The organism is Microcoleus sp. F4-D5 (genome assembly GCF_036704885.1).
GTDB lineage: Bacteria > Cyanobacteriota > Cyanobacteriia > Cyanobacteriales > Microcoleaceae > Microcoleus.
Genome location: NZ_JAUBSX010000030.1, coordinates 25,952 through 43,761, shown reverse-complemented (window position 1 = coordinate 43,761; position 17,810 = coordinate 25,952). Strand labels below are relative to the sequence as shown.

Sequence of the window (17,810 nt, the reverse complement as noted above, 5' to 3'; positions counted from 1 at the left end):
GTGCTTCAGTTTAGATTGAATATGTGAAGGGAAAAAACCTGCTTCCAGTCAACATAAAAATAAAGGTTTCAACCATGAAATTCCAATTAAACTTAGTCAAATCTATTTTAGCTGTTGTCGGTGTCGCCGCTGTTAGTGCAGTATCCGCAGCACCTGCCTCTGCCTTCAGCTTTGGTAATATCGTGGGTGGGGATACGCCGGGAGATGCCTATGTAAATAGCTTTTCATTTGACGTAATTGACCAGGGTTCATCAGTTCTTTTTAACATCATCAACTCGGGAGATGCCGCATCTCCTAGTATGTTTATCGGCAAAGTTCTCTTTGATGATAATGGCTATCTGTCTAATGCCATGGCTAACGTTGGTAACGTTGGTGATATATCCTTTAGTGGTGGTGCTGGTAACGATCAGTTGCCTCAAGGTGGTAATGGTTTCACTACAGACTATGCGTTCACAAGGGATAATGGTGGTGGTAATAAATGGGGTGTCCAAGCTGGCAAAAGTTTGGGAGTCACCTTTACTGGAAATTATGCTAATGTCATTTCCGCTTTAAATAGCGGTGCCTTAAAATTAGGCTTGCACGTTCAAGCCTTACCCAATGGTGCAAGCGATTCTTACATCAGCAGCAGCACTAGCAACACTCAAGATACTCCTGAACTTTTAACAATTCTTGCTGCTGCTGCTGTTGGGTTTGGTACTATCTTCAAAAAGCAACGCACTCAGGCTCAAAAAGCTGAATAGGCGATCGTTTGAACAGGTTTTCGATCCTGGCTTGATGGCACACTGATTATTGTATGGAGGAGCTAAAAACCTGGTTTCTTGGTGAAACCAGGTTTCTTATTATCTGATAGCGCAGCCGTGAAAACCCCTGACTTTTAAGGCGAGATGAAACGCAGTTGTAGCATTACCGCTGTGATTAAGATTTATAATTGAGTCCTGGGAATCAAGTTTATCAACTAGGCGTTGAAACATCTTAGAGGGCGAGCAATCCCTGCAACGGACTAATCCGAATTGATGAGGAACAGTTCAAGGGCGAATAATCGCTGTATGGGTGGCGTAATTACAACATCCCATGGTAGTAGTATTGAACGTCAAGTCGCCCCTATACAGCGTATTTAAGAACTACCGTAAGGCTGTTTCTTAATAATTTACGATCTAAAGACACTGAGCTTCTTTAAAAGGAGATAATCACCATCGATGTTGCTCGAACTCTAACTCGCTCAGCCGTATTTACTCGAACCTCAGTGTCACACTGTGCGCGGTGCAAATTGCGTCTACTCTCAACAAATGCAAGCCTCATTGAGGCTACTTATTTTTAATTTTTGTTGATTCGCTCCCTTTTTAGTCTTTGCTTACAGGGGGGTAAGTAAGCAAGCGCTAGACACTCAACCAATCATTTTGAGTCGCAGTATTTTCACTAGGTGTCCTAATGCTGAGCTATCCGTTGCATCTGAGTTTCACCACCCATCAAATTCCCGAGTATCTACTAACCAGATCTCCAAAATTTACGGCCTTTAAAATCCTCCGATTCCTTTCCGAAGGAGCGGTTCAAGCTACTGAGTTGTCCGCATACCCTACTATTTTTATGATACTATCTAAGAATAGTCTGGACTGTTTTTAGTTCGCAGTCTGAAACCTTCGATTTTCCGTCGGGACTTTGATTGCCGAATCGCCTTGAAACCAATTATTCTACGGTTGGCAATCAAACAATGTCCGAAGTATGGCTCTCATCAATCAACTAATAACTAATATCTAGAATGTTCAAGACAAAACTTTTTTGGCTCATCATTATCGCCACAGCTTTAGTAACTCTGAATATGACACTCCTGTGGAAACTGGGCGATATTGCTCATTTTTGGATGAGTATAGTTTTTTGGTTCGCTGCTTTGGGACAACCAGGATATTCTCAAACAAAGTGAGATAAAAAGTGACCTATTATCGAGAGTAGCAGGGACGCTATTAATAGCTTTTATTTTATTTAAAAGTGCTGCGGTTTCCAGTAAATTAGATCCTTTTTTAAGACTTGCACCTTTTTTGTCTGGTTTAGGTTTGAGTCTACTTTCGGTTGGTTTTCAGAACTTAAAACTATATTGGCGTGAATTGGTAATACTATTTTTTCATGGCACCCCCAGTGTAATTACGTTACCTTTAGTCGATTTTATTACCTCACTTACTGCTAAATTTGCTTATTATTCTTTGTGGTATGTCGGTTTTAATGTAACAAGTGACGGTAATTATGTTGCTTTACCGACAGGAAGGGCGTTGGTAAATAGGGGTGGTTCTGGTATAGAGGCAATGAATTACTTATTAGGTTTAGCTGTAATTTATTTGTTGATGTTTCCTACTAAACAAAATAAGGTCTTGGTAATAGGTTTTGCTGTAATTTTTGGTTTTATTATTAATGTTTTTAGAGTGTCTAAAATGGCATTTTTGGTTGCATGTAATTGCCTATATTTGTTTAAATATTTGCACGAGGGTGAAGGTTCTTTAGTGGTGGGAATGATTGCGGTGATTGTGTTTGGGATATTTTATCAATTTATGTTGAAACGAGATAGCAAACTTAGTCAAAGTTCGGGAACTTAATTAGTTGCAATTTGAGGTAATATATCGGTTATTCGATTTCCCCTCCAATAGTCAGGAGTCTCGATCGCTCAAATGTCCGGGTGTTGAAATCCGCCAATCTCACTACCTGCCATTTAACGGCGCTTATATCTATCATAGAAAGGATGTCAGGAATTATAGGAAACCTGTTATGGCGACAAATGAAAATCAAATAAGTCAAGTTTACGGTTCAGAGGATGCTCAAGGTATTTTACAGCTTGCGATCGCGCGGCGGCAGGATGAAGGAGAACTATCCAGAGTGCAGCTTTTCGAGATTGCAGCGGAATTGGGCATTTCCGAACAGGATATTCTGGCGGCGGAACAGCAATGGTTAGCAACTAGAGGAGAAGTTCAAGAAAAGCTAGTTTTTAACACTTACCGTCGTCGCAAATTGCAGAAAAATGTGACAAAGTACGGCATTATCAATACTTTTCTAGTTTTGTTTAATCTAGCAGGTTCGCACGAGCTTTCTTGGTCGCTGTTCATTTTACTAACGTGGGGATTGGGATTGTCGCTGAATGCTTGGAATGTTTATCAAACTGAAGGGGAAGATTACGAACAAGCGTTTCAGCGGTGGCGGTTGAAGAAACAAGTCGGTGAGTCTATCGGTACGGCGGCGGATAAGTTTATGAAGTGGTTGCAGTCGTGATTTGCTATGGTAAAAAACGCGATCGCCCTTTCTTTTACTTCACACTGGTGAAGTAATTCGGATTTTAACTCGTTACGGGAAAGACTAATTGTTAAGGTTTTTTCTTCAACCTATCCCCAAGATCGATCGCCCTTTATTGAGTTACACAATGAAGGACACTGCAATGCCGTGTCCCTACAAATATCCCTCTTTTAGCCCCTCCCGGCAGTCGATCGCATTTTCACCGCCCGAAAAACCTAACTTTCCTGCGGCAAATTTCCCTTAGCAGCATCTTCAACCACAGGATGAATTAAAACAGATCGAAAACCTTGCCGAATTTCCGAATTCAAATACCTGCGCTGCAAAACCTGCCATTTTTGCCAAGCTGCGTAGCGATTTTCAGCCAACAAACCAGCCAATTTCGGCAACTCTTTTTTAAGACCGCGATCGACAAAATCTGTCAGAAATTCGCCTAAAACTTCACTGTCTTGAATATCGCCCAAACATTCCTGAACAGCTTTCACATCTTCGACATAAACTTCGTAAGTCTCGCTGTAAAAATCCCCAAACAGATTCATCAAATAGCGAACTCGCTTAGCTTGCTTCCGCAAATCGTGCAGAATAGTTCCCTCGGCTGCTAACTTCTCTTCGACAGCCTCAGCATTCAAATCATCAGCAACTTTAACTTTGCCATCCTCATATTCTGTACCCAACAGCCAAGCCGGATGCAGGAAAAACTCACTGACTTGAGGTAACAGTAAATCTGGCAAAATCTCACCAATTGGCAAATGTTCGATCGCCCTATACTTCGGTTTTTCCAACCAATCCTCGATCGACTCCTTTATCAATTCGTAGCTTTTGTGCTCTAAAATCGCCCTCACCTCTTTCAAAGCCCGGTTTCGCTGTTTGAGCAAATTCAACAAAGCTTTATCCAAAACTTTCTGTTCTTGAGTCGGCAAATTCGGGTAATAGCGGTTTTGGAGACTTTCGAGCATCACATCCAAATCCCTGAGAGTTCCCAGAATCCGCCCCACCTTACCAATTTTACGTTCAGAAGCCTCTTTTGGCCAATCTAAAACCGGAGCAAAACCAGTCACAGCCGATCGCAAACGTCTCAATCCCACGCGCATTTGATGAAGTTCTTCGGCGTCTTGGTCTTTGATAACTTCAGCCTCGTGCGCTACACTTTTGCGGAAATATTTCTCAATCGCCTCAGATGCAGCGTCTCCGAGAGTTTTAACTTGAGTTTTAACTTTTGCTGATGTTTTTACGTTCATGGCAGGTGTAGATTCCACTTTGCTGATCGACTTTAATTTCGATTTCAAAGCTTTGCTAATAAGGGGTTATATCCTAGCACATACTTTAATTTATGAACCGGATAAATAATAAATCTTAATTAATTCTCGATCGCACTTGCAACCTCAGAAACCCGGTTTCTTCCTATATTTCTTTAATTAAATCCACGATTTTTCGTAGAAACCCGGTTTTTAGCCCCTATGCGTAAGCCTTGTTAATGTAAGGTGCTGGACAATTTATCCAAAATCAGCATTTAGCCTCAAATTTCAAATCTTCAATATAAAATCTTCAATCTTCAATATAAAATCTAAAATCTTCAATATAAAATCTAAAATCTTCAATCTAAAATCTAAAATCTTCAATATAAAATCTAAAATCTTCAATCTAAAATCTAAAATCTAAAATCTAAAATCAAATTACCCTCCCTCGCTCTTGGGCCGATAAAAATCAGATTTCTGGCGCACTTTCCCAAATAGGTTAAGATCCCTGCAAACCGACATTTATTCGCCAAAAAGTGAGAGAGGGTGCGATCGGGAGGACAAGTTTTAAATTAAATCAAGCCCGCCCAGCTTGTCCGACTTCAAAGAAGCAGTTTAGCCTTTCCAGTCTTTCTCAGATTGCGAGAGGACGTAGGTTGCTACATCCTCGATTTGTTCCGGCTTCAAGCGGCCGGCGAAAGCAGGCATAGCATTTTTGCCCTTTGTTACCTGAGTGGTAATAGCCTCGATAGAATTCATGCCGTACTTCTCAAGAGCTTCCTTTTTCAAGGTTTTCATGGCCATAACCACGTTGCCGCCACCGATGTGACAAGCAGAACAGTTAGCGCTAAAGATTTTAGCTCCTTTAGCAGCATCACCTGCCAAAGCAGGGCGGCCAAAGCCGACGGTAAAAATTGCGAGCGCTAACAGAGCGATAGATAAGAGTCTTTTCAACGCAGTTCTCCTCTAATGGACACGTAAAGGGTGATTCTTTAGATATTTTACCTGTTAAAACAGGCGCGATCGCGCACTCGTATCGCCTTCTCCCGAGTAATTTACCACTTTTTGGCAGTGGCAGTTCAACTCTCAAAATTCTCCACGCCCCAGCCCGGAGCTTTTTGAGCAGCCCGGATCACAAAAGCCGCTAAATTTTCAATCTCAGCCTGCGGCATCCAGCTTTCCGGCACTTGCCGGCACCAAAAAGTCTCCTCAGTACCGTCATAAGTCATCGGTTCTCTCAGATACGCCACCAAACTATTGATGTTGTTCCGAGGAGGTGTTGCCCCCTTGAGGTCAGCCAAAGACAGAGATATCGTCGGATCGGGCAAATTAACTCCTCCGACGTGACAATTGAGGCAATTTTGTTCGAACAATACCTTGCCCGCAGACAAATCCTGAGCCGAAAACAAGCGAGTATGTCCCTCAGAGTCCAACTCCAGAGCCACAGGTTCGCTGGCTTGTAAATACCTATTCACGTAAGAATCGGCAGCAGCCAAAACAGGTTGAGGAGCCAACAGCACGATCGGCAAAATAATTAACATCCCCAACAGAAAGCAGACAAAAGCACCACGACGCAGCATGAGGGACTACAACCTTTTGCGATAATCAATGAGCAGGAGGTAAATCTTAGATTTCAGATTTTAGAGCGAAAAACGACCGGCCAGCAATTATTATTGCCGAACTTCAGCCCTCTCCCAATCCAAAATCCAAAATCTAAAATTTAAAATCTAAAATCGCTTAGCGAGCACCTTTGCCACCAGCCCACTGCGATCCGACAACTTTCGGCATCAACAGAATGTGACCGGCAATGGCGTACAAATCCTCATCCGAGAGATTTCTCATCTCAGCGAAAATATCCGCGCTCTTCATGCTCGGATGCAGTTCCGAAATTTCCTCAAACCCGTCATAAGTGGTGGGATTTTTCATGTAATCCACCAGCGACTCAATATTATTCCGGGGCGGGTTGGCCAAAGCCAGAGTTTCCGGACTCAAATTCACGTTGGGGTCAGTTTTTGTCATGCCCGCAGCGTGACATTGAGCGCAAGCCGAATTGAACAGGCGTTTGCCTTGCTGAACTTGTTTGAGGCTCAGCACCACCGGAGCACCCTTGTCATTCAAAGTCACAGTGCGAAGTTCAGGACTCAGTTCGACAGCCATCGCACTGCTGACAAATAACTGAAAGCTCAAGAATACAGCGGTCAGAGCAATGAAATATCTTTTAAGCATGGTTCTCCTTAAAAAAATCCGGCAAATTATTGAACGCTAAGAGATCGTACCTGGCAAACAGATTTGTGTTCAAAATTCCCCGATCCTGCAATAACTGGCGAAAGTTTGTGCAGCCATACCTTTAAAGGTAGAGGAATTTTGCGATCTAATCTGCAAGAAGTTTTGAGTCGCGCCTTTTTTCGAGAGTGGACATAATTGCCTTAACATCCTCCAAAGCCAAACGGGTTTGAGGGTGCTTGTAGGCAATTTCCAACTCGTCGCACAAGCGGATCACGTCTTCAACAGGGACGTTGAAGTCCTCTGCTATTTCTGCGATGGACAGGTCTGCAAAACCCATAATTTTTAGGTCGCTGACAGGTCAAAATTGAGTTGACGGCTATTAACTGAAAGCCGGACAATTTTAGAAAGCGCTGTTAGCTTGTTGTGTTAGTTTGTTCTGAGATTTTGTTCGATCGCCAGCTAACTAACCGCTAACTGCGACTAGGCATTTTTGCCCAGCCAATTTTCAGGGCCAATCAACTTCCGATCAATATCATCCCACTGCTGCGTCGTTATTACCAATAGGACTTGCGCGCGCGGGGCTCAAAACCCGGTGTCTGCGTGAACGTCTCGTTACCAAACTCAATATTTTTCGTAGAAGCCGGGTTTTTCCCAATTCCTCAGCAATTTCCCTCTGAGCCCCAGACTCACCAACAGACAACCATCCGGCGCAGCAGCTTAGGGAGAAAGTTTGAAAGCGCGAGTCTGCGGGGGCAAAGCGTGGTTATCGCTGGCTTCGAGGGGGGGGAATTCCGAGCCTGCCAAGAAAGGCTGCGGCTGGTGGAGGCTGATGAGCTGACCGAGAGTTTTCTTTAATTGAGTCCGGGGTACAATCAAGTCTACAAAACCGTGGGCGAAAGAGTATTCGGAAGTTTGATAATTTTCCGGCAGCTTTTCGCGCAGAGTTTGCTCGATTACCCTGCCCCCCGTAAAAGCCACAGTAGCTTTTGGCTCTGCAATTATAATGTCTCCCAGCATGGCAAAACTGGCGGTGACGCCGCCGGTCGTCGGGTGGGTCAAAATCGGGATGTAAAGCAGTCTCGCTTCCCGGTGGCGTTCCAGAGCCCCGGAAATTTTAGCCATTTGCATCAAGCTGAGCATTCCTTCTTGCATTCTCGCACCACCGGAAGCGCAGACCACGATCGCGGGCAAGCGTTCCCGCGTGGCGTGTTCGATGAGGCGAGTCAGCTTTTCTCCGACTACCGATCCCATGCTGCCGCCGATGAACTGAAATTCCATGACTCCGAGGGCGACAGGCAAATTTTCCAGTTTGCCGACGCCTGTTTGTACGGCGTCTAGGTGGCCTGTTTTTTCTTGAAATTCTCGGAGTCGATCGCTATATTTTTTTCGATCGCGAAATTTCAGGGGATCGGTGGCGTGCAGTCCTTCGTCAAGGGGCACCCAGGTATTGGGATCGATCAACTGCTCGATGCGATCGTCACTGTAAACTCTGATATGATGCCCGCATTCCAAGCAAACCATTTGATTTGCTCGCAGGTCTTTGGTATAACTCAGGGCACCGCAAGCTTCGCATTTATTCCAAAGTCCGTCCGCAATTTCTCGTTCCGGCCGTTCTTGGGAGTTCGGTACTGATTTTCGTCGATTTGCAAACCAATCAAATAGAGACATTAAAACTTGGTAATTGGTAATTGGTAATTGGTAATGGGGAATTGGTAATTGGTAATTAGTAGTTGTTAGTTGTCAGTTGCTAGTTGTCAATTGCTAGTTGTTTAGTGACTAATGACTAATGACTAATGACTAATCACCAGATTCTGGCTCATCTTCAACGGGACTGATGAGGAGCGATGCAGTTCGCTGGTGTTCTGGAAGAACTTGCAGGGCTGTAGCACTTCCAGCCCCCAAATAAGATGCTATGCCCAAGTCTACAATCCGAGCCGGGATTTGATGAGCAGCCAGGAGCTGCTGCATTAATTCCGCTTCCCAGCGAAAGCTAGTGGTTTTAAGTGTAATCCAAGACACGGGACAATTTTACCAATTTATGAACCGATATTATGAAGTTCGATCGCTAGATCAGCAGCCGATCACAAACTAAAATTCGGAAAAAACAACTGCAAGTAAGTAGATAAGATGGCTTCGCCCCACAAAGCAGTAATTGCTGCACCGAAAGCCAGAAACGGGCCGAAAGGCATAGGTTGACGCCGATCTAGCAACCCGAGGGCGATCGCCCCGCCACCAGCAAAAGCCCCGGCTACACAGGCGATGAATCCCGCTAGCAGCAAATATTTCCAGCCCAGCCAAGCTCCCATCAAGGCCGCCAATTTGGTATCCCCGGCCCCCATCGCATTCTGCCCCAGGCCGATCGTCCCGGCGAGTCCGATTGCGTCAAACAGCCACAACCCCACAACCGATCCCGCGATCCCGTCGAGTACCAGATAGTGTACCGAGTCGATCGGACTAAATGTCGGCCACCAACCTTTCGCCACCTGGAAAACCAATCCGAGAACCAAACCCGATCGAGTTAAAGAATTAGGCAAAGTCATTGTATCGCAATCAATCAAAGACAAAGCCAACAGCCAGCTAAACAAAGCCCAAAAACCCAGAGTTTGCACTGTTACGCCAAACCGCCAAAAGATTAGCAAAAACAGCAAACCCGTAGCTGCTTCCACCAGCGGATAGCGGGCCGAAATCCTACTGCGGCAGTGATTGCAGCGTCCCCGCAGCCACAGCCAACCGAACACGGGTATATTTTCGTAATTTCTGAGTTGATTTAAACATTTGGGACAGCGAGAAGGAGGGTGTATCACCGACAAACCCGCAGGCAACCGATAGACTACCACATTTAGAAAACTGCCAATAGCCGCTCCGACAATAAAGACGATCGCCGTGACAAGGCAATTAAAGATTATTTCCATTAAGTTGTATGTTGACTGTTCATTGTTGACTGTGGTTATGTGTCGCTTGTTAGTTGTTATTTTTTAGATCGTGTCCGGTCAGTTACCCATCATAAAAGGTGTTAACAGTCAAGAATGCAAGTTTTCATAAAATCCTGAAAACTTATGCCTGCACTAGAAACCTATTTTATGGCAATCGCAGGAGCGGACATAATATTAGTTACCAATGATTAATGACCAATTACCAATTACCCATTAATACATTTGAGATTCAATTTCGTCAAAAGTAACAAAACGTTCACCGGGCAACAAAACGGGCTGCGAAGCAAAAATTAGCTGACCTCGATCGCTGCCTTGACTGACAACTACACCGGCCGGACGCTGCATCTGGTCGGAATGCACTTTTAGATACATACCATAGGCCGATCGAGCAGCTTCGATCAAATCGGGAGCTAGCAAACTGTGACTTTTGGAAGTTTCTATCGCGGGTTCTGGGTTGGGTTGGTATGGGTTCACTGGAAACTTATCATAATGGTATTAAGTCGAGTTATTGGTGTTGCCTCTAGAGCGATCGAACTTACCTTATTTTTTAAGAATAGACGAGGTGGAAATTATTAATAGATTAACCTACAATCCTCCCTTGGCTGCGATCGAACTGCGGCTGCGAGCGCTCCTTTCTGCGCAACTGTACGCTGCTGCGTGGGTAGATCCGTCCCCCGCAACGCTCATGGGAGTTTTCGAGCACCTCCGCACTCTCCGCTACATCCTCCACGACTACGTGCCCAGGCCGGTGTCGGAATCTCCGCCCAACCCCGGCGAGGTGCGCTACCAGTGGCAAACAGGCACCTTGCTGTTCACCGATTTAGAAGGGTTTACGTCGCTGTTGGAAGCGAACGCGGCCCAAGGGCGCAAGGGAGCTGAAAAGCTGCTGGGCGTGATTAACGACTATTTTGCCTCGATGATTGAAATTGTCAGCAAATCCGGCGGGGATTTGCTGGAGTTTACCGGAGATGCAATGCTGGTGCAGTTTCTGTCAGGAATTCACCAAGAGGATACAGCCAGGGCGGTGCGGGCGGGTTTGCGGATGCAGCGGGCGATGGCTGAATTTGCCAATATTGAAACAGCGCGGGGTGTTTTGTCTTTGAAAATGCGGGTGGGCATCCACTGCGGCCGCTACATTAGTGCTGACATTGGCACCCCGCAGCGGATGGCTCACGTACTGCTGGGGCATTCAGTCCAGCAAGCCAAGCAAACTGAGGGTTCTGGAACTGTGGGGCGGGTGTGTTTGACTGAAACTGCTAGAGAGTCTTTGGGAGAGCAATTTCGTTTTGAACCCGGAAAACCGGGTTATTTTTTGGTGGCGGACGATTTCACCGACGATCGACTCGGAGAGTATGATATCACTTTGACTGGGCGGCGGATGCCGAGTTCGGTATTGCTCGATCGCAGCGTTTCGGGCTTGGTAAAAGAAATCGGGGAAGCTGTGAAGCGGCTTGAACCCCTTGCTAGTTATATTCCCAAAGCCATTCTGAGACTGCTGGTGGAAAATGCTGACAGGCGGAAAATCCCGCCGGATTTTCCCGAACCGACGGTGATGTTTGTCAACTTGATTGGTTTACCCGAGTCTGTGGACAAAGCTTCGCTGGAGGAAGAAGTCAATCTGGTACTGGGTTTTTCTCGGGTGTTTGCGTCGATTGATGCTGTAGTGTCAGCTCAAGGGGGCGTGTTGCAAAAAGTAACGGCGCACTTAGACGGTTCGGATATGCTGATTTATTTTGGCGTACCCGACGCTCACACCGATGACGCCAGCCGCGCCGCTAGTGCGGCAATTGCAATCCGAGATATTATTGTCGCCTTGCCTCCGGTAATTATCGAGGGTCAAGAAATCAAAGTAAGCTGTCAAATTGGGCTGTCCCTGGGGCCGGTGTTTGCTGCTGAGGTTGGGGAACCGCGAGGGCGCAGGGAGTTTAATATCCTCGGCGATACGGTGAATACGGCGGCTCGGTTGATGAGCAAGGCGGGGGAAAACCAAATTTTGATTGCTGAAAGGGTGTGTGAGTCGATCGAGCTAAACTTCATTTGCGAGGCTTTGGGAGCTGTTTCTCTGAAGGGGAAATCTGCTCCGACTCCGGTTTTTGCTTTGCACGGTGCAAACGTGGAGAGGGGAAAAGGGGGCGTTTAAATATAGCCTTTTTCAGATAGATGAGGTACAAGTTTAGATTGGGGGATTGGGGGATTGGGGGATTGAGGAATTGTTAATTAATTAATAAATACCTCATCTTTATGAGAAGCGCTATAATTTTGCTGGGCAATAGTTGTGGAAATTTTATGCTTCACAAAAGCAAGTACAGCACAACAGCTTTCCACTCTAATTCCTAAATCTCAATTGTGTAATGTTGGTTGTACGATACATCGTCAGAAAAACCGCCGCGAAAGTCACTCGCATAGACTAAACTCCGATCGATACTTCACCGTTCCGCTGCAATCCTGCAAAGATCCACTTTCTAACTCCAAAACCATAAAAGCCTCATCTGGCACATCGTATTCGCATTTCAAGCTTTTTCTACTAGCAGGAATGAACCCAAAACGCGAATATAAATCTGGATGACCGAGCACAACCACTGCCTGAAATCCCGATCGCCTGCACTCTTCTAAACCCTGCTGGATCAGCAGCGTTCCTATACCTTGGCGCTGGTATTCGGGAAGAACTGCGACTGGTGCCAACCCCAGAATCGACAAATTGCTGGAACATTTTCCTGCGAGAACAACCGGACTGAATAAAATGTGTCCGACAATGCGATCGGATTGTACGGCAACGAAGGAAAATGTAGATTCCATTCCCCGCAATCGATCGACTAAGTTGGCCTCATTTTCTCGCCCGAATGCCGCAATATTAACTTGGCGCACTGCCTCTAAATCTTCTGGCTTTTCGGTACGGATATCCATAGCTTAGATTGATTAAGGGAGTTATTAAAAACTTACAACTCTTCAATAGTAACCAGTCCACCTTATGTAAACTGCACAACCAGTTCATATCCATCCAGCAAAGCAGTTCCAAGTAGCGGTCTTGCTCCTGTTGCAAGTACGCGAACATCTCGCTCCTCTGCAGTCCAAAGAATCGTAGCGGTATGTACCGGAAGCAATACATTGCTATTGTCAGCCAGATTCGCACGCATATTGTACTCAAAAGGCAATCCCAAGATGGATACAACTTCCAGAGGTAAGCAGAGAAAGTCGGTAAATCCTGTATCTATCACAAATTCAATTGTAACGTCGGGTCTATCGGGCAGACGAAATGGTACAGAAACCGTCGCGTGCCTATCCGTTACGATTCCAGAAATCACTCTGAAACCCGCTCCATCAATCCACCGATTGCGGCCGCAACATTGAACCCAATCCGAATCCCAAAGAACCGACCGTTAGGATTCTTTTTCCGCAACTGCCGTGCTGATTCTCAACCCATTTTGTCTACTGCATAATCGCCTGTTTCGATATCAATGATGACCATTTTGCCGATATTCTCTTCTCGCTCTACTTCTTGACGGATTTGCTCGTCGTAGAGCCTCTGGGCACGCCTTGCAACTTCTTCGCTGCCCAGCAGAATGGAGCTTTGCATATTTCACCTTTCGTCGATCGCAATGTTAATCAAATTATAGCGCTTCACAGCAATTATTGCGGCACAAGCTGACCGGAAGACAATCGCTTAATACCCTCCATCGCTGTAGTTTCTCCGACTTTATCACCGCCCTCACGGGCAATTTTTAAAGCTCCTTCGTAGGATTCAAGAGCTTTAGCATATTGACCGATACTTTCATAAATCGCGCCCATATTGTTGAGCAAGCGTCCGATACTTGTCTTGTCGCCGATTGCTTCTAACATGGGTATCGCTTGCTGAAAATAGATCAGCGCTTGAGTATCTTTACCGAGTTTGCGAGAGGTAAGTGCCATGTTGTTGAGGAGGCGGCCGACGCCAGCCCTGTCTCCGATTTCCCGGCGAATTGCTAAAGCTTGGTGGTAAAATTCCATCGCTCTATTAAAGTCGCCGATGTTGTAGTAGACGCCGCCCATGTTATTGAGGGTACGGCCTAAATCGCGGCGATCGCCGGAGGTAGTGCGAATCGTGCGCGCTTGTTGGTAAAATTCGATCGCCTTAGCGTAATCTGCCTGTTCTCCGTACACGGCGGCGATGTTGTGGAGGGATTCTCCAATTTCAATTTGGTCGTTGGCAGTTTTGGCAAGTTCCAAAGCTTCTTGGTGCAGTTTCATCGCTTCGGAAAAATTGTCCCCAATCCGGTTGACGAAACCGATGAGATTGAGAGTGCGCGCGATACGACGCCCTCCGCTGATTTCTCGGTGAATGACTAAAGCTTGCCCCAAAACTTCCAAAGCTTTGGGCCTCAAACCCATTTCGCCATAAACTTCCCCCATATTGTTGAGGGTTTCTCCGATTCCGGCTTGGTCGCCGAGTTGCTTGCGAATTGCCAAAACTTGCTCAAAAGTCTCGATTGCTTCTCGAAACAAACCCTCGCGGTGCTGTTTTACCCCTGTTTCAAAGAGTTGGTCTGCTTGCGTTTTGGGGTCTGTTGCTTGGGCGCGATAGCTCCCTTGGGCGCGCCGCGCATTTATAATTGGGGCATAAGCCCGAGCGTCTGACATTGGCAGCAGGCTGAGTGCGGGCGATAAGACAATACTTATAGCTGCGAGATAGCTGAAGTGGTAAGAGCGGCAGTACACCGATCGAGTCCTCCAATAGCTAAGTGATAACTATTAAGATAGAGCTTTTTGGGGCGTTCCTGCCGAATTTTTTCTCAATCGCTAAGTTCAGAGTTGTTTTTTGTCTTGCCTGACTGCCAAAATTAGCGGCATATTGTTGAGTGCGGAGATGACCGCAAAGTTTTTACTGGGTGGAAGCGATGCTTTTTCATGGCTTTGCAAGATGATGTCCTGTCTGTCAACCGTGATCCAAGCAGTTCCTGACAAAACTTGAATTTCTCGATGAGTTTGAGGCAATCTGTATACCTCGTTTTCCATCAACATAATGCGATCCTCTTCGAGGGTTCCGCTAACGGGCGCTGCCAACTCGGAAGATATTTGAAGCATAGCATCTCCTACTTGGTAATTGGGAATTGGTAATTGGAAATTGCTAATTGGAAATTGCTAATCGAAGACTGTATTTCACTTCATTTCCACACAACCGACAATCGACTATTGGCAGTAACGCCGAGCGATCCAATCGCGCATTTCATCGTCAGTTGCGGCGTAGATCGAGCGACCTGTAGCTCGATCGCAACCGTGCCACCAAGTGTTACCATCATTATCTGAGGTCTGCCAAATTCTCAGCTCGTCGGGGCCGTCGGCCGCGAAAAAAAACTGCCAAATTTGATTCATCACCCAAAAGACAGATCGTCCTAGATGTTTTTCCGATGGTTTAGCTCGATCGGCAATCGAAACAACTTTCATTGTTGGGGTATCGGTCGGATTTCTGCAAGTAGACATAGCCCACACCTTGAAATTATAATTTCTACAAAAATTGCATCCATAAAATGACCGACAATAGCTTAAAAATGCAATATTGTCATGACAATTACCGCCTAATATTGTTGTCCTGCAACTTTTGTTGAAGTCTATCTGTTACCTGATAAATTAACCTTAACTCTGCGGCAATTGACAATCAAAGCATTGCTTGCATAGGTTATATGAATAAAATCGATAGATTGATAGAAGCCATTGTGACAATTTGGGTACTACTGGCACACACGCTATGAACGAAATCAATACGCGGCGGATGAAACTCTCTCAAATTCAGGCTTTGCTAGCAGTAGCAGACTGTGAAAACTTTAGCGAGGCGGCTTTGCAATTGGAACTGTCCCAGTCCGCAGTCAGCCACGCCATCGCGTCTTTAGAAACAGAATTGGGAGTTCAACTGTTCCACCGGGGGCGACACGGTGCTCAACTGACGCCGGTGGGGGAAAGGGTAGTGAATCACGGGCGTCAAATAGCCCGCGCCTTAGAAATGATGGTAAAAGAAGCGGATTTAGAAAAAGGTTTGCAGGGAGGCCAGGTACGGATAGTTACTTTTCGGAGTGTCGCAACTCATATCCTACCGGGTATTATTGCAAAATTTCGCAGTTGCTTTCCCAAAATTGCGGTCAGTATTACCGAAGTTTATTATACGCAAGCTGTGGAAGAGGCTTTGCGATCGGGCAAAGCAGACATCGGTTTTGTCTCTCTTCCCATCTCCCATGAATTTGAAACTAGAGAAATTTTGCGGGATAAATATGTTGTGTTGCTGCCGCCAACTGCCAAATTGTCAAGTGCTAAGATTACCTGGAAAGAATTAGCGGCTTATCCGTTGATTTTGCAGCCGGTCGAAAATTCTTGTTCTGTACCGCTGCGAAAATATTTGACAACTTCGGGGTTTCCCTTAAATATCGCTTACGAACTCAGCGAAGATTCAACGATTGTCAGTATGGTGATGCAAGGTTTGGGTACAGCAATTCTTCCCCGTTTGGCTGCGGAACCGATACCTACTTCGGTGAAAGTTTGCAGTTTGCCTGCCGATTTTGAAAGGGTAATTGGGGTGGCTGTTTTGAGGGATGGGTTGTTGATTCCGGCCGTGTTTGCGTTTTTGGATTTAGTTAAAAGTGCCGCAGAGGTTGATAGTGAGGGCGATTTTCCGATTAATCCTTCATGATTAACTTAAGTCAGTTGTTATTGGTTATTGGTGAGATTGGGATTTTGTTACCGCAGATATCGGCAGATGAACACAGATGAACGCGGATGGGATTGTATGTGCGTTTATCTGCTTTCATCTGCGGTTTAAAAAAATTCGCATCAGCAATAGTACGATCGCTGATTGCCTATTTCATGCGTTTTGCAACAAGACTAGAACTGTCGCCTTGGTGGAATTTGATTCGACCGTCTAGTGAATTTTTACCCTTTAATCTCAGCCAACCGCTACCAGATGCAGGCTCACATTCGTCATTGCCATCCCATGTAAACTCGAATCGCTCATCATCTCGATCTTTTACCACTTCGCCGTCAATTTGACCTGATACTAAACCGAATTGAAATTCTCCCGAACCTGTGGGTTCAATCTCAATATAGGCTTCAACTTCCATGTCTAAGTAATCACTATCCCACAGTTCCATCTCTGCGATCCGCCATTTACCGCTATATTGCATTCGTTTCATCCTCCACTTGTATTAACCGAACAAAACCAATATAGTCGAAACAGTTACGCTCAAGCAGTACGCAAACGCTCAATATCCCGGATCGGCGGTGCACCAAACATACGAGAATATTCGCGGCTGAACTGTGAGGGGCTTTCATAACCCACCTGATAGGCAGCATTTGCCGCATCGAAGTTTTCGGCAAGCATCAGGCGACGTGCTTCTAATAGTCTTAATTGCTTTTGATATTGAAGTGGACTCATCGATGTCACTTCCTTGAAATGGTAATGGAAAGATGAAGGAGACATTTTGGCTTTTCCTGCCAAATCCTCAACCCGCATCGGTTTTGCAAAATCAGTTTTAATCAGTTTGAGCACCTCAGCGATGCGCTGCATATTGCTGCCAGATGTTGCGATTTGGCGGACAGCTTCGCCTTGCTCACCCATTAAAAGACGATAATAGATTTCGCGGATAATCATCGGTGCCAGCATCGGGATATCCTGCGGCGTATCCAAAAGTCGTGTCAGTCTGAGGGCGCAATCGAGCAATGGTGCATCGGCATTGCTGACAAACAAACCTCTGACAGAGTTTTCTTTCTTGCTGGCGCTTGGCTTGGTTTGGGCAGTGATAATATCGCAGAGTTGGCGTGGGTCTAAATTCAGCTTGAATCCTAAATACGGCTTGTCTGGAGTGGCCTCTACAACAAATCCACTCAGAGGTAAATCAACTGATATCGCAAGATATTGAGCCTCACCATAACGATAAGTTTCATCACCCAGCAACGCTTCTTTTTTGCCCTGAACGACAATGCAGAAAATAGGTTGATAGATACCGTACAGTGCGGCGGGAACAGCAGATTCTCGCGTAAATTCCAGCTTATCTATAGCTGTTTTATGAAAACCGTTCCCCTTGCCGTCGGTGTGCCTGGTTACTAATGCCGCCAATTCTTTACACCGATCGCCGATCGCATTTTGGTTGATTGCTTGGTTGACCTTTTCAATCGCCATGCTAGTTTTTGA

The 17,810-nt window shown here is 45.7% G+C and carries 23 protein-coding genes; 6 read left to right on the top strand and 17 right to left on the bottom strand.

Going from position 1 to position 17,810, the window contains the following annotated elements; translation table 11 throughout:
- Positions 1-23: 23 nt before the first annotated feature.
- The 4 genes from QUA80_RS15910 to QUA80_RS15895 all read left to right on the top strand — a co-directional run bounded on the left by QUA80_RS15910 (position 24) and on the right by QUA80_RS15895 (position 3,249).
- On the top strand, positions 24-740 hold the full coding sequence (locus QUA80_RS15910) for a PEP-CTERM sorting domain-containing protein (RefSeq protein WP_333426014.1): 717 nt from the start codon (positions 24-26) through the stop codon (positions 738-740).
- 1,016 nt (positions 741-1,756) lie between these two features.
- A complete protein-coding gene (locus tag QUA80_RS15905; protein WP_333426012.1) occupies positions 1,757-1,918 on the top strand; it encodes a hypothetical protein in 162 nt (53 codons plus the stop codon).
- Positions 1,881-2,582, top strand: a complete 702-nt coding sequence (gene crtA / locus QUA80_RS15900) for a cyanoexosortase A (RefSeq protein ID WP_333426076.1) — start codon at positions 1,881-1,883, stop codon at positions 2,580-2,582. Before QUA80_RS15905 ends, crtA begins: the two co-directional genes overlap by 38 nt.
- Positions 2,583-2,751: 169 nt before the next feature.
- Entirely contained in the window at positions 2,752-3,249 is a 498-nt protein-coding gene (locus tag QUA80_RS15895) for a 2TM domain-containing protein (protein ID WP_333426010.1), read from the top strand.
- Positions 3,250-3,485: 236 nt separating this feature from the next.
- Here the strand turns inward: QUA80_RS15895 and QUA80_RS15890 are convergent, their stop codons facing one another.
- The 9 genes from QUA80_RS15890 to QUA80_RS15850 form a co-directional block, all read right to left on the bottom strand.
- A complete protein-coding gene (locus tag QUA80_RS15890) occupies positions 3,486-4,505 on the bottom strand; it encodes a CHAD domain-containing protein (protein WP_333426008.1) in 1,020 nt (339 codons plus the stop codon).
- A 612-nt stretch (positions 4,506-5,117) separates the two neighbouring features.
- Entirely contained in the window at positions 5,118-5,456 is a 339-nt protein-coding gene (gene petJ / locus QUA80_RS15885) for a cytochrome c6 PetJ (RefSeq protein WP_333426006.1), read from the bottom strand.
- A 125-nt stretch (positions 5,457-5,581) separates the two neighbouring features.
- Positions 5,582-6,082, bottom strand: a complete 501-nt coding sequence (gene psbV2 / locus QUA80_RS15880) for a photosystem II cytochrome PsbV2 (protein WP_333426004.1) — start codon at positions 6,080-6,082, stop codon at positions 5,582-5,584.
- 157 nt (positions 6,083-6,239) lie between these two features.
- A complete protein-coding gene (gene psbV, locus QUA80_RS15875) occupies positions 6,240-6,728 on the bottom strand; it encodes a photosystem II cytochrome c-550 (RefSeq protein ID WP_333426003.1) in 489 nt (162 codons plus the stop codon).
- Positions 6,729-6,873: 145 nt separating this feature from the next.
- Positions 6,874-7,065, bottom strand: a complete 192-nt coding sequence (locus tag QUA80_RS15870) for a hypothetical protein (RefSeq protein ID WP_006633443.1) — start codon at positions 7,063-7,065, stop codon at positions 6,874-6,876.
- Positions 7,066-7,445: 380 nt separating this feature from the next.
- The gene (accD, locus tag QUA80_RS15865; RefSeq protein WP_333426001.1) at positions 7,446-8,396 is read right to left on the bottom strand and encodes an acetyl-CoA carboxylase, carboxyltransferase subunit beta; all 951 of its coding nucleotides are present in this window, start codon (positions 8,394-8,396) and stop codon (positions 7,446-7,448) included.
- Positions 8,397-8,525: 129 nt separating this feature from the next.
- Positions 8,526-8,747: a hypothetical protein gene (locus tag QUA80_RS15860; protein ID WP_172185103.1), complete on the bottom strand. Its 222-nt coding sequence runs from the start codon at positions 8,745-8,747 to the stop codon at positions 8,526-8,528.
- Positions 8,748-8,809: 62 nt separating this feature from the next.
- Positions 8,810-9,640: a prepilin peptidase gene (locus tag QUA80_RS15855; RefSeq protein ID WP_333425999.1), complete on the bottom strand. Its 831-nt coding sequence runs from the start codon at positions 9,638-9,640 to the stop codon at positions 8,810-8,812.
- Positions 9,641-9,874: 234 nt separating this feature from the next.
- Entirely contained in the window at positions 9,875-10,135 is a 261-nt protein-coding gene (locus QUA80_RS15850) for a hypothetical protein (RefSeq protein ID WP_333425998.1), read from the bottom strand.
- Positions 10,136-10,172: 37 nt separating this feature from the next.
- Between QUA80_RS15850 and QUA80_RS15845 the strand changes: the two genes are divergently transcribed.
- Positions 10,173-11,801 (top strand): adenylate/guanylate cyclase domain-containing protein, encoded by a 1,629-nt coding sequence (locus tag QUA80_RS15845; RefSeq protein WP_333425996.1) that lies wholly within the window; start codon positions 10,173-10,175, stop codon positions 11,799-11,801.
- A gap of 254 nt (positions 11,802-12,055) precedes the next feature.
- Here the strand turns inward: QUA80_RS15845 and QUA80_RS15840 are convergent, their stop codons facing one another.
- The 6 genes from QUA80_RS15840 to QUA80_RS15815 form a co-directional block, all read right to left on the bottom strand.
- Positions 12,056-12,565 (bottom strand): N-acetyltransferase, encoded by a 510-nt coding sequence (locus QUA80_RS15840; protein ID WP_333425994.1) that lies wholly within the window; start codon positions 12,563-12,565, stop codon positions 12,056-12,058.
- A 62-nt stretch (positions 12,566-12,627) separates the two neighbouring features.
- Positions 12,628-12,963, bottom strand: coding sequence for a clan AA aspartic protease (locus tag QUA80_RS15835; RefSeq protein ID WP_333425992.1), 336 nt, complete (start codon positions 12,961-12,963; stop codon positions 12,628-12,630).
- A gap of 110 nt (positions 12,964-13,073) precedes the next feature.
- Positions 13,074-13,235 (bottom strand): hypothetical protein, encoded by a 162-nt coding sequence (locus tag QUA80_RS15830; protein ID WP_333425990.1) that lies wholly within the window; start codon positions 13,233-13,235, stop codon positions 13,074-13,076.
- 53 nt (positions 13,236-13,288) lie between these two features.
- Entirely contained in the window at positions 13,289-14,353 is a 1,065-nt protein-coding gene (locus QUA80_RS15825) for a tetratricopeptide repeat protein (protein WP_333425988.1), read from the bottom strand.
- Positions 14,354-14,440: 87 nt separating this feature from the next.
- Positions 14,441-14,719, bottom strand: coding sequence for a hypothetical protein (locus tag QUA80_RS15820; protein WP_333425987.1), 279 nt, complete (start codon positions 14,717-14,719; stop codon positions 14,441-14,443).
- A gap of 105 nt (positions 14,720-14,824) precedes the next feature.
- Positions 14,825-15,079 carry a hypothetical protein gene (locus QUA80_RS15815; RefSeq protein WP_333425985.1) on the bottom strand — a complete coding sequence of 85 codons (255 nt, stop codon included), beginning with the start codon at positions 15,077-15,079 and terminating at the stop codon, positions 14,825-14,827.
- A gap of 301 nt (positions 15,080-15,380) precedes the next feature.
- Between QUA80_RS15815 and QUA80_RS15810 the strand changes: the two genes are divergently transcribed.
- Entirely contained in the window at positions 15,381-16,313 is a 933-nt protein-coding gene (locus tag QUA80_RS15810; RefSeq protein WP_333425983.1) for a LysR family transcriptional regulator, read from the top strand.
- A gap of 166 nt (positions 16,314-16,479) precedes the next feature.
- On the opposite strand, the gene QUA80_RS15805 is transcribed toward QUA80_RS15810, so the two are convergent.
- Complete coding sequence (locus QUA80_RS15805) at positions 16,480-16,812, bottom strand: hypothetical protein (RefSeq protein WP_223300681.1); 333 nt, start codon at positions 16,810-16,812, stop codon at positions 16,480-16,482.
- 50 nt (positions 16,813-16,862) lie between these two features.
- Positions 16,863-17,798 (bottom strand): AraC family transcriptional regulator, encoded by a 936-nt coding sequence (locus QUA80_RS15800; protein ID WP_333425980.1) that lies wholly within the window; start codon positions 17,796-17,798, stop codon positions 16,863-16,865.
- Positions 17,799-17,810: the final 12 nt, after the last annotated feature.